At 57.1% G+C, this 13,981-nt stretch carries 11 protein-coding genes; 5 read left to right on the top strand and 6 right to left on the bottom strand.

Annotation, left to right across the window (positions count from 1 at the left end; all coding sequences use genetic code 11):
• Positions 1 to 73: 73 nt before the first annotated feature.
• The 3 genes from ACURWW_RS01950 to ACURWW_RS01960 are packed head-to-tail and all read left to right on the top strand — an operon-like array spanning position 74 to position 3,402.
• Positions 74 to 1,036, top strand: coding sequence for a polysaccharide deacetylase family protein (locus ACURWW_RS01950; RefSeq protein WP_445615329.1), 963 nt, complete (start codon positions 74 to 76; stop codon positions 1,034 to 1,036).
• Positions 1,037 to 1,039: 3 nt separating this feature from the next.
• Positions 1,040 to 1,939, top strand: coding sequence for an XrtA system polysaccharide deacetylase (locus ACURWW_RS01955; RefSeq protein ID WP_445615330.1), 900 nt, complete (start codon positions 1,040 to 1,042; stop codon positions 1,937 to 1,939).
• Entirely contained in the window at positions 1,930 to 3,402 is a 1,473-nt protein-coding gene (locus ACURWW_RS01960) for a FemAB family XrtA/PEP-CTERM system-associated protein (protein ID WP_445615331.1), read from the top strand. Before ACURWW_RS01955 ends, ACURWW_RS01960 begins: the two co-directional genes overlap by 10 nt.
• 136 nt (positions 3,403 to 3,538) lie before the next feature.
• Here the strand turns inward: ACURWW_RS01960 and ACURWW_RS01965 are convergent, their stop codons facing one another.
• The 6 genes from ACURWW_RS01965 to ACURWW_RS01990 all read right to left on the bottom strand — a co-directional run bounded on the left by ACURWW_RS01965 (position 3,539) and on the right by ACURWW_RS01990 (position 10,462).
• Complete coding sequence (locus ACURWW_RS01965) at positions 3,539 to 4,543, bottom strand: ExeA family protein (protein ID WP_445615332.1); 1,005 nt, start codon at positions 4,541 to 4,543, stop codon at positions 3,539 to 3,541.
• Positions 4,544 to 4,554: 11 nt separating this feature from the next.
• Positions 4,555 to 5,862 carry a hypothetical protein gene (locus ACURWW_RS01970; protein ID WP_445615333.1) on the bottom strand — a complete coding sequence of 436 codons (1,308 nt, stop codon included), beginning with the start codon at positions 5,860 to 5,862 and terminating at the stop codon, positions 4,555 to 4,557.
• Positions 5,863 to 5,873: 11 nt separating this feature from the next.
• Positions 5,874 to 6,725: an XRE family transcriptional regulator gene (locus ACURWW_RS01975; protein WP_445615334.1), complete on the bottom strand. Its 852-nt coding sequence runs from the start codon at positions 6,723 to 6,725 to the stop codon at positions 5,874 to 5,876.
• 3 nt (positions 6,726 to 6,728) lie between these two features.
• Positions 6,729 to 8,252, bottom strand: coding sequence for an XrtA system polysaccharide chain length determinant (locus ACURWW_RS01980; RefSeq protein WP_445615335.1), 1,524 nt, complete (start codon positions 8,250 to 8,252; stop codon positions 6,729 to 6,731).
• Positions 8,253 to 8,345: 93 nt separating this feature from the next.
• Positions 8,346 to 8,966 carry an XrtA/PEP-CTERM system exopolysaccharide export protein gene (locus ACURWW_RS01985; RefSeq protein WP_445615336.1) on the bottom strand — a complete coding sequence of 207 codons (621 nt, stop codon included), beginning with the start codon at positions 8,964 to 8,966 and terminating at the stop codon, positions 8,346 to 8,348.
• A 77-nt stretch (positions 8,967 to 9,043) separates the two neighbouring features.
• The gene (locus tag ACURWW_RS01990; protein WP_445615337.1) at positions 9,044 to 10,462 is read right to left on the bottom strand and encodes a TIGR03013 family XrtA/PEP-CTERM system glycosyltransferase; all 1,419 of its coding nucleotides are present in this window, start codon (positions 10,460 to 10,462) and stop codon (positions 9,044 to 9,046) included.
• A gap of 1,215 nt (positions 10,463 to 11,677) precedes the next feature.
• Here ACURWW_RS01990 and ACURWW_RS01995 point away from each other — a divergent pair.
• Positions 11,678 to 12,958: a nucleotide sugar dehydrogenase gene (locus ACURWW_RS01995; RefSeq protein WP_445615338.1), complete on the top strand. Its 1,281-nt coding sequence runs from the start codon at positions 11,678 to 11,680 to the stop codon at positions 12,956 to 12,958.
• A complete protein-coding gene (locus ACURWW_RS02000) occupies positions 12,959 to 13,966 on the top strand; it encodes an NAD-dependent epimerase (RefSeq protein ID WP_445615339.1) in 1,008 nt (335 codons plus the stop codon). It abuts the gene before it with no gap.
• The last annotated feature ends 15 nt before the right edge of the window (positions 13,967 to 13,981 follow it).

Below are 13,981 nucleotides of genomic sequence, written 5' to 3' on the forward strand. Positions count from 1 at the left end.
CATGGACGGGATTCTCGCAATGTCTATATCACACGCGGTTTCTTACTTAAGCAGAAGCAGTGCGGCTCATGGATTGTCCTCTCTCACTTTCGGGACCCATGTCACCATCTTCTCCATTCACCGCCCCCTGTCTCCCGAGCATCGACACAAGGGCCTTTCACCTGACTTCCTCCGTACGGCACTGGACAGGCTGCGTAGCGAAGGTTACCGCTTCGTATCGCTGGAGAAAGTGCTGTCGAACCCCGCTTCCGTTCCGAGCAGATCAGTGTGCCTCACCATGGATGACGGCTATGCGGACCAGGCGGAGTTGCTTGCTCCCGTTCTCCTGGAGTACGAGACGAATGCCACGTTCTTCCTGATTACCGACCTTCTGGACGGCCTGGACTGGCCCTGGGATGAGAAAGTCGCGTACCTGGTCAGTGCCTCGAAGAATCGGCTACTGCATGGCCTGGAAGCCTACGGTCTTCCAGAGAGCCTCTCCATCGATAGTGAAGTCATGCAGGATTCGGTGCGGCGTCTCCTCCAGAAGCTTGGCAAGGACCTTCCCGCCGCCGAGGTTCCGGCATTCATCGAAACCCTGAGCGATGCTTGCGGGTTGCCGGTTCCCAAGTCACCGCCCAAAGGTTACAGACCGATCTCATGGGACACGGCCCGGTCGCTGGAAGCCCGGGGCATGCACTTCGCGCCTCACTCCTGCAACCACCACATCACCAGCCGGCTGTCGGCCGAAGATGCCAAAGAGCAGTTTGCACAATCCTGGCAACGCTTGCGCGAGGAGCTCAAGCAACCGACCAAGATCTACTGCTATCCAACCGGTCGCCTCCAGGACTTCAGCGTGCAGCATGAGCGGGCCCTTGCCTCGCTGGGTTACCTGGGTGCTGTCAGCTTTATCTCCAATCCACTGCGTTTACGGAACGTTCAGAGCCAGCGTTTTCGCTTGCCGAGGATCGCGTTTCCGGACAATCTGCCGGCGGTGTTCCGCTACGCCAGTTGGCTCGAAGCCCTGCGGAGCCTGGCGCAGCCCACAGCGAGGTAAGCCATGACAGACGGAGTCCCGAATTGCGCCATGACGGTCGATGTGGAGGACTACTTCCATGTTGCCGCCTTCAAGGATGTCATTTCCCCGGACGACTGGGACCGCTGGCCTGCACGCGTTGAGACCAACACACGGTGTCTTCTGGAGCTCTTTGAGGCTCGCGGGATCAAGGCCACCTTCTTTGTGCTCGGTTGGGTAGCGGAGCGCTTTCCCGGCCTGGTTCGGGAAATCGACGACCTTGGTCATGAGATTGCCTCCCACGGTTACAGTCACCAGCTGATCTTCGAACAGAGCCGGGAAGTCTTCCGCAATGAGACAGCAAAATCGAAGAGCATCCTTGAGGACATTACCGGGAAGCCGGTATACGGTTACCGGGCGGCCAGCTATTCGGTCACACGCGATTCGCTATGGGCCCTGGACGTTCTTGCCGACCTGGGTTTTACCTGGGACTCCAGTATCTTTCCAGTTCATCATGACACCTACGGGATGGTGGGAACTCCTGAGGAGCCCTATCACCTCGTAACGCCATCCGGCGCGAGCCTTACAGAGTTTCCCCTCACCACGGCCCGGTTATTCGGGTTCCCGGTGCCGGCAGCGGGCGGAGGCTATTTCCGCCAGTATCCCTACACCGTCAGTCGGTGGCTGCTGTCGCTGGCCAGTCGGGGTGGTCAGCGCCCCGTCATTTTCTACCTGCATCCCTGGGAAGTGGACTCAGGTCAACCGCGCATCGACGGTGCGAGCTGGAAGTCCCGGTTTCGGCATTACACCAACCTGTCTCGTTGCCTCCCGCGGCTCGAGAGTCTAACTCGGGATTTCTCCTTCACCACGGTGGAGCAGGTGCTTGCAAATGCGAGTATTGCCCAGTCATTTGATGTGAACTCAAACAAGTTGTTATGGACCTGAAATCGATCTACCGGGACCCGGAAGCGGCCGTTGGGCAACGCTGGGGATCCCCCGACAATTGCGACGTACACGACCAGATCCTGAGTTTGCTAGGGGAACTGAGGGACCTGAAGGCCACGGTTAAGGAAGCCAAGGACGAAAAAGGCCGTGTTTCCCGGCAATTTCGCGAGGCCAAAGCCGACCCTGATAGGTTCGCGGAACTCAAGGAGCGAATGGCGAAGGTGAGCCAGACCCTTTCAGAACTGGAGCAGCGACGCAAGAAGTGTGAGCGGAACCTGCTCGCCCTCTTTGGCGCAGACGAGCGACGCGAGCCGTCCCCCTTCCCCGGTCGATTCTCCAAAACTCCATCCGGAAAGGGTCCCGGGGACGGGCGGAAACTGAGAATAGTTGTTGCCGACGATCAGGACGCCGCTGCGTGGGACGCCTACGTGGCCGGTAATGAGCGAGCTTCCCTTTACCACCTGTTCTCGTGGAAAACCATCGTAGAGCAGGCCTTTGGTCACGACTGCTTCTATTTCGCCGCGCGTGATGATGACGGGCGAATCTGCGGCGTGTTGCCGCTGGTGAGCCTTAAGAGCCGCTTGTTTGGCAGCTACGGAGTTTCCCTGCCCTTCTTCAACTATGGTGGCCCGCTTGCCGACGACCAGATGGTAACGGAGGCCCTGCTTGAAGAGGCTCGGGGCGAAGCTCATCGTCAGCATTGGCAACACCTGGAATACCGCACCTGCGAACCGGGCATGTCGTTACCGGCGTCCAGCCGCAAGGTATCGATGATTCTCAACCTTCCAGACTCCGGAAAAACGCTTGATGCAAACCTGGGCGCAAAGGTGCGAGCCCAGTGCAACCAAGCCAATCGCCGTAAACCAGAGATCGCATTTGGCGGCGCGGAGCTTCTGGACGATTACTACACAGTGTTCTCGCGCAATATGCGTGATCTTGGAACCCCGGTCTACTCACGGCGGTTCTTCGAGACCATGCTGGACAACCTTCCGAATCACTGCACGGTTGTTACTGTTCGCATCGATGGACGACCTGCTGGCGCCGCGTTTCTCGCAGGTTACCGCGACATGCTGGAAATTCCCTGGGCATCCACGTTGCGCGAATTCAATGACCTGAACGTGAACATGTGGATGTACCGCAAGATCCTGCATCACGCGATCGACAGCGGCTTCGGCTATTTCGATTTTGGGCGCTCCACCGTGAACGCCGGCACCTACAAGTTCAAGAAACAATGGGGTGCCCAGCCACTGAAGCATTATTGGTACTACCGGATGATGCCCCAAACCTCCGCGAAGGAGGATACGCTCGCCTCATCCACAGAAGCGTCAACAACCGGAACCTCAGCCCTTCCGGCGCTGAACCCAGACAACCCGAAATTTCGACTGGCAATCGCCGCCTGGAAGCGACTTCCCCTGTTCGTCGCGAACACATTGGGTCCACATATTGTGAAGAATCTTCCCTGACCGGCTGTTGGAACATGCTTCTCGACAGCCGGGCAGTCCGAACACGGAGATGCGGTTCGCTAGGTGGGCCTGTGCGCTTCAGTCAACTTGGAGGGTTTTGCGGACTGGTCCTGCCGGCCCGGGCTGAAGAAGGCCGCTATTTCGCCTTCCTCTCCGGACTTTGGCTGCCCCCGATCTGGCGCAGACTTTCAGCGATATCGGCCAGATGGGATTCAATTCTAATCACTGCTGCTGCCAGATCTTTGTTGAGGCCAGCGCCGTCCTGAACGTTCCCGCGCTGAAGTTCCACAACCTTACCGCCCGTCGCCCTGCTTTCCCTGTTCCGGGTCAAGGGCGGGTGGCGATCCCAGCCCAGTTCAAGCTTGGCCTCCTCTACCTGACGGGAGGATATCGCATAGAAGCCGTCCGCGTATCCGCAGGTGAGGGCCGTGTCCGCCAGAACGTTGATCAGGCGCGGTACCCCTCCGCTGATTTCGTGAATCCTCTTCACCGCGTCCTGGGTGAAGATTTCGAGCTGCTGACCCGCCTTGGCCACACGGAAGCGGATGTACTCCCGGGCCTCAGCCAGGTCCAACGGCGTCAGATGGAAGCGCAACTTGATTCGCTGATTGAGCTGCTCAAGGCTTCCTCCCTCGACAATATCCTTGAGTTCCGGCTGGCCGCAAAGAATGATGTTGACATTAGTCTGAGCGTTGAAGATATCGATTCCGGCCAGAAGGCGCAGCTCCTCCAGCGTCTCGCGGGAGAAGCTCTGGGCTTCATCCACCACGATCACGATATTCTTGTCCGACTGCATAATACGTTCGCTGAGTAGCTGGAAAAGTTTCGGCTTGGGCACGTCCTCCCCTGCAACCAGCCCCAACTGCTCGGCAATGTCGTAAAGCAGTTCATAAGGCGTCATCTGGGTCTGGTAAATTGTCAGGACTTCCGCACTGTCAGGCATTGTTTTCAGAAGGTGCTGGAGCAAGATTGTCTTGCCGGCACCGATCTCCCCGGTAAGCAAGGTAAAGGTATCCTTGTTCCAGAGCGCGTAGCTCAGGTAAGTAAAGGCCTTCTTGTGGGCTTTGCTCAGGTACAGAAAATCCGAGTTGGGAGCGATATCAAACGGTTCCCGCCTGAATCCGAAGTGTTCCAGATACAATGTTCGTCTCCTTAACCGCCTCTGGGTGAAAAGCGAACGCCCACCAAAGCCGAGGCTTCGTCCGTGTGGGACATTGGACCCGTGCCACTGGTATTGCGGGACCGGACCTCGAAGAAAAAATGGGTGCTTCGAGTCGCAAAGTAGTTCAGGCGCACAGCAGCTTCGTTGATCTCATTCTGTTCATTTTCGATATTGAATCTTTCGTCTACGTACCGGTAGGTGGCTCCTATGCCGAAGGCGGACAGGTCGTAGTACTGGCTCGGAAACCGATAGTCGAGGCTCAGGTTGGCCGAATAGCGATCCTCATCCACATCCATGCCGATGGATACCGCTTCTTCACTGGACAGTCTCCGGCCGTCCAGGCGCATTATGCCCTCGAGGTTGCCCCGCCCGAAGTCATAGGTCAGGGTCAGCTGCTTCTCTCGGGCCAGCTCATCGGCAAAAACAGCATCACTGTTCGGTACAAGCCGGGTAAGGCGGCCGCTGACACTACTGTCCACCACATCACTGTACCCGTGGTGATAGAAAACACCCAAGCCCGAGAAACTGTTCAACTGCCTGCGCAGCGAGAAATTTATCAGGGCGTGATCCGTATCGCCGGCCTCCACAACGCGCTCCTGCCCCACGTCCAGCATCCATGTGGTCAGGTCTCCCGAGTAGGCCCAGCGAAAAAAGGCGCTCTCCTGATCCACCTGCTGCCCGCTGTCAGTAAAATCAATATCCGATCGGCGGGCGTTCAAGGACCAGTCCGAAAGATCAGAAACGCTGTACTCGTATCCCACGGTGGTCGCATTCACTTCTCGCGATGCAAGGTCGATCTCATCGTCAATGTTAGAGTAACTGTACGAAGCGCGAACGCGTGATCGAGTAGTCAGGTCGATGTGATAGGAAGGAACGATGGAGAAGACATTAACGTCCCTGAGATTATTGACGGTTCGAACAGCTCGTCGATCTTCCTGAATCTGCTGTATCGACTCAAGCACTGCGAGACGGAAGTTGTTGCTGCGCGGCTGAACCAGCAGACCTGCATCCAGGAATTTTCGGTCCTCGGCTTCCAGCCCACCCTCGGAGTAGTATCGCCTGGAGAAATCCCCCACTGCATCCACCGCCACCACGGCGCCAGGGCTGTTGTTCACCCCGAAATCTATTCCGCCAGTGAGGATTCCCCCTGGATCGTCCTCGTCGATGCTTCCCTGGCGAACGTTGTCCGAATACTCGGCCGAGGAGTAGAGCGTGTAATCATACTCAAGCGCCGCAAGCCCGGGGGCGCACAGGGCGCCAAACAGTCCTAGTGCAAAACGATTGTACTTATGTGTCACGCGTCATCCCCTTAGAATTGGTCGAGAACAACCCCCACCAGCTTCTCGCTTCCGATGGTTTCCGCAGCCGTACGGATCTCCTGTTCGGTGCACTCACCGTAGGGAACCACCAGGACAACCAGGTCGCACAGGTCCAGAAGAATGCGCGCGTCTGCCGAATCCTGAACACTGGGTGCGTCCACAATCGGATATCGATCGGGGTAGCGCGTCAGAATTTCCTCAATGGTTCCGTGCATTTTCTCGGATGTGAAGTACTCCGCCGAGTTCTCCCGCAGTTGACCACTGGGAATGAATCGAAGGCGTGGTATCCCCGTGGGGTGAATGACCTCGGCAATGGAGCGTTCCTCCGCCTCCAGGTAATCCATCAGCCCGTCGGTTTCAGGGTCCAGGTCAAACAGTCGCGCCAGGGATGGAGAATGGACATCCCCTTCCAGGAGCATGGCCGTTTTCCCCTCGTCGAACGCGAAGCTCGCCGCCAGGTTCGCTGCAATTAGCCCCGTGTCTGTGCCCGGAACCACAGAGGTCACTAGGGTCGTGAAGTTGCGTCCGTTAGCCGCCGCAAGCAGCTTCGTCCGGAGGTTGCGGTAGATGTTTAGAAGACGCGTGTCCTCCATTCGCGGATAGATCAACCCCTTGGTGGCCAGTTCGCTGTCGGAAAGGCTGAACCGCTCCGTCATGGCTTTGATCATGCCACGGGACGAGACGACGTTGCTCAGGCCGCCGCGTTTGCTGGCGGGCCGCCCGGCCCCCACATTCACCGGCGGCCGACTCAGATCTCTTCGTTCGGATGGCGCCGGTTCCGTGCTCTGGCCAGCGCCCTGTTCCTTCATTGCTTTTGAAAAAGCAGTTTCCAGTTTACTCATAATTCACCCATTCGCCTTAAGCCACGCCACATAACCGTAAGCTATCCAACTCACCAGAATCGCCACAAATATGATCGATTTTTTGAAGGTACTCAGGGTGTACTCGGTGGGCCGGTTGGTATGATAGACCGACGCGAGCACGGGTAGACCCAGGGAATCGCCAATTACAGCTCTCGACCGCACCTTCTGGTCGAGCATCGTCAATCCATAAATCAATCCGAAGGGCAGTACCAGACTGGCGACAAGTCCCGCCGCCATGAAGTGAGAGAATCGAATGCCTTTTGGAGTGAGTGGCAGCGCCGGCGGTTCCTGAACCTGGAACGTGAGACCCTGGTTTTCCATGTCGATGTTCATGGAAATGCGAGCGTTTTCACGTTGTCGTTGCAGGGACTGATAGATGTCCTGGTTCACCTGGTAGTCACGCATCAGCTCGGAGAGCTGCGCCTCCACTGCGTTTACCCTCACAAGGCGCTGCTCCGCCCGGTTCAGCAGTCGATCAGTTTCTTCCAGACGCTGCTGCAGCGTGGCCAGCTCGGTTTCAGTGGCCGCGTATCGACTGCGCAGGTCACTGAACAGATCTCCACTGGCACCGCTGATACGGAAGGGAGACCCCTCATCGCCGCCGGTCTGCTCCTGCTGCCGGGCCATCGCCTGCCGGATCGTTTCAATCTGCCCCTTCAGGACTACGATGTCCGGATAGGTGTCGTGATAGCTCAGGCGAAGGGTCGCCAGCTCCTGCTCGAGCTGTTCCAGTCGCTCAGCCTGCTGCCCTGACCGGTCCACCTCCGCTGACAGGGAAGCCCGGCCGGAAAGCTGTCTGGCGAGTGTCTCCCGTTCGGTTTCCAGCTCGCGGATTGCGAGCTCCGTGGTCTCCTTGCGTCCTTTCAGATCTGCAATCCGGCTGGTCACCTCGTCCTGGGATCCAGGCTGCGCGTCCATGTTGCGGGAACGAAACTGCTTCAACGCTTCTTCCGCTTCCTTCAACTTCGCCTGATACTGCAGCACCTGTCCGTTGATAAATTCATAGGCATCACGACTCTCGCGCTGCTTGTCTACCAGGCTGTGGTTGATGAAAACCTCAGTGAGCTGCTGAGCGGTCTGATGGGCGCGCTCAGCATTCTGATCCATGTAGCTGATGCGGATCACGTTGTCACCGACATTCTCGATTCGCGTTCGGTATTCGATGGCTGCGGCCAGCCGCTCTCGTTCGAGGTCCGTTTCTTCCCCATCGAGCCAGCCGCCGTTCTCGAGCACCTCCTGCATGGCGCGCCGGCTGAAGATGATTTCCCGGGCCACGCCGGCCTTGTCCATGGCGTTGGTGGTAACTGCAGTACCCTGCATGAGGGGCTCGAGAATGCTCTGCTGGTCAACCACAATGGTGCTGGACGACGTGTAGAGCTTGGGCCAGTGCCACCCCACCACAAGAAACAGGATAGCTGTACCAATATACACGCCCGCAAAAAGCCGTCGCTTGATCCACAGTTCGCGACGCATGAGCCGCATCAGTTCCCCTAAGTCCGTATTCATAAGCTCCCTTTGTTTCCGCCGTCCGGTTGATGTCTTCAGGCCGCCTTCACCAGCCCGCGATGAATTTCATGGCAGAGGTCGAATCAGTGGCCCCTAGAACAAGCGTTCCGGTACTGTCAGGATATCTCCCGGTTCAATGGCGTAGTTTGTATCCACCTCACCGTCGTTGAGAATGTCCGCAAGCTCAATGGGAATCGCTACCATGCCCTCGCTTGAATGCCTGTAGAGCTTCGCGCTGTTGCCCGCCGCGAAATCGTTCAAACCACCCGCTTCGAGAACCAGGTCCAGAACCGTCATTCCCTGGCGATAGGGCATTGACGAGGGCTCATTGACAGCTCCGGATACCCGAACGCGAGAGAGAAACTCGTGGCTGCGCAGCTCGGTGAGAATGACCGCAACCTGCGGGTCCCGGATATAGGTTGACAGCTTGTCGGTAATTGCCGCTGCCACATCCTCGGGGGTTTTGCCTCCTGCGACCACTTCTCCGGCCAATGGCATGGAGATTCGCCCGTCGGGACGCACGGGAACAGTCACCGAGAGGTCGGGGTTCTTCCAAACAGTAATCTGAACCAGGTCGTCAACGCCGATTCGATACTCGTCGACCAGGAGCATGGGGTTCGTGTTTCTCTCTGGCGCATAGTCAGCCCGATTGGGCGAGGTACTGCATCCGGCCAGAAAAACCGTTGCGATCGTGCAGGCTGTTAGTAGTTTCATAGCAGTTCACTTATCCCCGTAATGATTGAGTTGAACACAGGATTTCTTTTATCAAGGACTCGTGCGAGTTCCTTCTCTCAACGGGCGCCCTTTCCAAGAACAACCACTTCGATCGTTTGCAGGAGCACCAGAAGGTCCATAAAGAATGTTCGATTCTTGATATAGAAAAGATCGAACTGCAGCTTGTTGTATGCGTCTCGCTCGTTGGCGCCATAGGGGTACTTGATCTGTGCCCAACCGGCCAGCCCGGGTTTGACTCGATGGCGCAACCTGTAATATGGAATGCTCTTCTCCAGTTGTTCGACGAACTCGGGACGCTCCGGCCGGGGGCCAACGATGCTCATGTCCCCCTTGAGAACGTTAAACACCTGTGGAATTTCGTCGATTCGGGTTTTTCGAATGAAGGCACCGACTTTTGTGATGCGAACATCATTCTTACTCGCCCACACCGCCTTTCCGTCCTTCTCCGCGTCAACACGCATGGAGCGAAACTTCACCAGCTCGAAAACTTCGTTGTTGAATCCAACCCGCTTCTGGCGGTATAGCAGTGGACCTTTGAATCCACTCTCCACATAAATGGCAATAGCGGTGAACAACAGAATCGGGGCGGTGGAAACAAGAATTGCGAGGCTGGCGCCAATGTCGAATGCGCGGCTCACCAGGTGACGGATATTGCCGGTCTCATAGCCCTCCGAAAAGATCATCCAGCTGGGTTGCAGAATGTCGAGGTGCAGCATGCCCTGCTCCCGCTCATGGAAGGAGATGAAGTCAATCACGTCGACCCCGGACAGCTTGCAATCCAGAAGCGCATTGGTCGGCAGGTTCTTGCGACGATCCTTGACAGCCACGACAATCTCGTCCACGTCTCTGGCGCGACAGAACGCAAGCAGGCCCTCTGCTGGGTTGACGCAGTAACTCTCCGGGACGACCACTGGCTCGTTATTCACAGGAACGAAGCCTTCGATCAGGTAGGACCCATTGGGCGGCATCAGAGGGTTCTCCCGATCCCCTTGCGCCAGAAGACCCGCTGCGGGATCGCCTGCCCCATAGACGAGTATCCGGCGTCGCATTACCCCGCTGTCCACAGTGGAGTAGAAGAACCAGCGCAACAGCGTAATGACCACCCAGCTGCAGAACAGACTCAGGGCCAGTACCCCGCGGCCGATAAGCAGGGCCGGGAAGACATAGTAGAGCACCATCAATCCCAGAGTGCCTATCAATAACCCGACCGCGACGCGAAAGCTGATGTTCGCCAGAAGAACCCGACTTGCGGGCCGCTGGGCCTGGTACATCCCCATGGCAACCATGCCCAGCAGCAATACCAGGGCAACAACAGCCGACTTCGCGGCCAGATTCTCGATGGGCTCCGAAGAAAGCCGGCCATAACGCAGGAAAAGCCCCAGATAATTGCTCGCGAAAAAAATTCCACTCTCTATGGTCATCAAGATCAGGAACGGTACTCGAAGATGGTGCTTGAAGATCTTTACTGTCGTCATGACATTACTGCTCCTGGTCATCGTCGCAATTCGTTCTGAATTGCCGCGTCCTTCCTTTTGTGACGTCACGAACCGTGTTCAGTACATTCCCGGCTTCATCTACCGGTCGCAGCAACAAGCAACCGGTGGCGGTAACGAGCAATCTCGCCCAAGGTGGATCTGGTAACCCGATGTGACTAACGCAATTGCGCGGTGCGATTGATTCCCGCACGCATTCAGACGATTCTTCCGCTTCTGGCGAAATGGCGGTGCCAGAACATTCAGTTTTCGATTTCTGTGGCGCCGGATTGACAGCGGTGTCGGATTCAATCCGCGACATGGCGCGGATTCGGTGTTCCCGTCGGCAGCGCGTACGTAAGAGAAGATCCCCCGACAACCTGCTAAACCCGACAGTGCCCGAGTCCCTTAGTTTCCTATTGGCATGTAGCCCGGGGTGGTTATCGGTGCGCTCAGAACGAGAGATTTCACCGCCCCGCTCACTCAATGCCGCCAATGATGCAAAACGCTCGCCAATGAGTTTCAGCGCAGGGATTAATGTGATGGGCGTCGGACAGATCGTTAGGGTCCGCACAAACAGAAGGGAAGGAAGATTGTTGATGAACGAGTTCCGCGAACCTTCTTCAATGAAGAAGAACCGTCGCAATTGTAATTGGCGCGAACAACCGGGGCATAATTTGCATCGTCTGCTTTACGAAAGACGAATCTCTTGATTGTCCCCACCTTTAATCACGATGCTGCCCCCTCAGCGGCCATCGTAAATGCTACACGGGATTGTAAGATGAAACGTGTCGTCTCTGGCTAGCTGGTGAGAAACTCTCCGCCGGTGGGTCGAGCCGGGCGTTTGACTCACCCATCAAGCTTCTGGATTGTATACTCGACGTGGACGGACACGCGCAATGGAAAGCGCGGTACGGACTTTACAACAGGCTCCCTGGCACGCCTTCCCTAATTCGCGCGCGGCGCTGTTCCGCCCTAGGGACGGACAGGAAATCTCCTCAACCGGATGACCGAAAGGAATGGAGTCGCCCGTGAGTTGTCACACTGGCAGCCGTCGCCCGGGAGGCCGGTCACCTCGAACGCTCTCCGTGATGGCCGAGCGGCATCTATCCCACGATCAGATCATATTTCAACCAACCGCCTGGAGCCCTGTCACCTGGGTTTTGTCGGGGACTGTGGCATAATACCCCGCACTTGAAAATGGAGAAGGAAGTCATTGTGAACAGAAAGATTTCCGTGATTGGTCTGGGCTACGTGGGGCTACCCGTGGCCGTCGCCTTCGGTCAGAAGCACCGGGTGGTCGGCTTCGATGTTAAACCCCGCCGTATCGCCGAATTGAAGGCCGGAAAAGATTCCACCCTCGAAGTGAGCAGTGAGGAACTGGCTACCAGCGACATTCTTTTCACCGCTGATCCGGCGGACCTGAAGGACGCGGACTTCCACATCGTGGCCGTTCCCACGCCCATCACCGAGTCCAATCAACCGGACCTCACTCCCTTGCTCCGGGCGTCCGAAACCGTCGGCAAGCAGTTGAAGCAGGGGGACATCGTGGTTTTCGAGTCGACCGTCTATCCCGGTGCGACGGAGGAAGACTGCCTGCCGATTCTCGAACGCGAATCAGGTCTCACGGCCGGGCGGGATTTTACCGTCGGCTACTCTCCGGAGCGGATCAATCCGGGCGACAAGGAGCATACCTTTACCAAAATTACCAAGGTTGTGTCCGGGCAGGACCAGGAGACGCTCGATGTTGTCGCGGAAGTCTATGCTTCGGTGGTTGCCGCGGGAGTCCACAAGGCGCCTTCGATCAAGGCTGCCGAAGCGGCCAAGGTGATCGAGAACACCCAGCGTGACCTGAACATCGCGCTCATGAACGAGCTGGCCATCATCTTCAAACGCATGAATGTGGATACGCTTGACGTTCTCGAAGCTGCCGGCACCAAATGGAACTTCCTGCCATTTCGCCCCGGCCTTGTGGGGGGCCACTGCATTGGTGTGGATCCCTATTACCTCACATACAAGGCGCAGAAGACAGGCTACCATCCGGATGTGATTCTGGCGGGTCGGCGGACCAATGACTCCATGGGACGCTATATCGTCTCGGAAGTCGTCAAGGAGATGCTGCTCAAGCAGGTTCCGGTCATTGGGGCGCGGGTGGCCGTGCTGGGCCTCACCTTCAAGGAAGACTGCCCCGACCTTCGAAACTCCCGCGTGGCCGACATCATCAATGAGCTGCGAAGCTACAAGGTGGACCTGCTGGTGCATGATCCCCTGGCCGATCGCGATGAAGCCAAGGAGGAATACGGAATTGATCTGTGCGACTGGTCCCAATTGACGGAGCTCGATGCAATCATTATCGCAACGGCACACAGGGAGTACAGGCAAATACCCGTCACGGATTACCAGGCCAGATTGAAGGCGTCCGGCCTCGTATTTGACATCAAAGGCGTCATCGATCGCACCGCCGCGAGCGCCGCTCAACTGAGTTTGTGGAGACTGTAAATGAAAGTACTGGTTACCGGTGCCGCCGGATTCATCGGATTTCACCTCAGCCAACGCCTGCTGGCGAGGGGTGACGAGGTAGTGGGCCTCGATTGCCTCAACGACTACTACGACGTAAACCTGAAGTTGGCACGCCTTGCCCAACTCAAGAGCCACCCGTCCTTCAAGTTTGTGAAACTGGACGTGGCGTACCGGGAGGGCATGGCAGCGCTGTTCAAGGACGAACAGTTCAATCGAGTGGTTCATCTGGCCGCCCAGGCAGGGGTCCGATATTCCATTGAGAATCCCCAGGCCTACATCGATTCCAACATCGTCGGCTTCGGAAACATTCTGGAAGGCTGTCGCCACAACAATGTGGAACATCTGGCCTACGCGTCATCGAGCTCGGTATACGGCGCCAACGAGGCGCAGCCCTTCTCCGAGCACCACAATGTGGATCACCCCATAGCGCTGTACGCCGCGTCAAAAAAAGCCAACGAGCTGATGGCCCATGCCTATTCCAGCCTTTACAAGTTGCCCACAACGGGGCTTCGTTTCTTCACCGTTTACGGCCCCTGGGGTCGCCCGGACATGGCTCTGTTCCTGTTTACCAAGGGCATCCTCGAAGAACAACCGATCAATATCTTCAACCACGGCAACATGATCCGCGATTTCACCTACATTGATGACATCATCGAGGGCGTGGTCCGCGTCCTGGACAACACCGCGACGCCGAATCCCGATTGGGACGGCAAGAGCCCGGACCCGGCCACCAGCTACGCTCCGTACCGGGTGTATAACATCGGCAACAACAAGCCGGTAAAGCTCATGGACTTTATCGAAGCCATTGAAAAAGCCGTCGGCAAGAAGGCCATCAAGAATCTGATGGAGATGCAACCGGGGGATGTGCCGTCCACCTGCGCCGATGTTTCCGCGCTGGAGAGCGATGTGGGCTTCAAACCGGCCACATCGGTGGAATATGGCATCGAACAGTTCGTGAAATGGTACCGGGAATACTATCAACAGTAGGGTCGGATACAACTG

It is taken from the genome of Gilvimarinus sp. F26214L, assembly GCF_054401055.1.

Bases quoted from the DNA above. Each gene is read 5' to 3' on its own strand.
- ACURWW_RS02000 (WP_445615339.1), top strand. From the start codon at position 12,959: ATGAAAGTACTGGTTACCGGTGCCGCCGGATTCATCGGATTTCACCTC.
- ACURWW_RS01975 (WP_445615334.1), bottom strand. From the start codon at position 6,725: ATGAGTAAACTGGAAACTGCTTTTTCAAAAGCAATGAAGGAACAGGGC.
- ACURWW_RS01985 (WP_445615336.1), bottom strand. From the start codon at position 8,966: ATGAAACTACTAACAGCCTGCACGATCGCAACGGTTTTTCTGGCCGGA.
- ACURWW_RS01960 (WP_445615331.1), top strand. From the start codon at position 1,930: ATGGACCTGAAATCGATCTACCGGGACCCGGAAGCGGCCGTTGGGCAA.
- ACURWW_RS01990 (WP_445615337.1), bottom strand. From the start codon at position 10,462: ATGACGACAGTAAAGATCTTCAAGCACCATCTTCGAGTACCGTTCCTG.
- ACURWW_RS01955 (WP_445615330.1), top strand. From the start codon at position 1,040: ATGACAGACGGAGTCCCGAATTGCGCCATGACGGTCGATGTGGAGGAC.
- ACURWW_RS01980 (WP_445615335.1), bottom strand. From the start codon at position 8,252: ATGAATACGGACTTAGGGGAACTGATGCGGCTCATGCGTCGCGAACTG.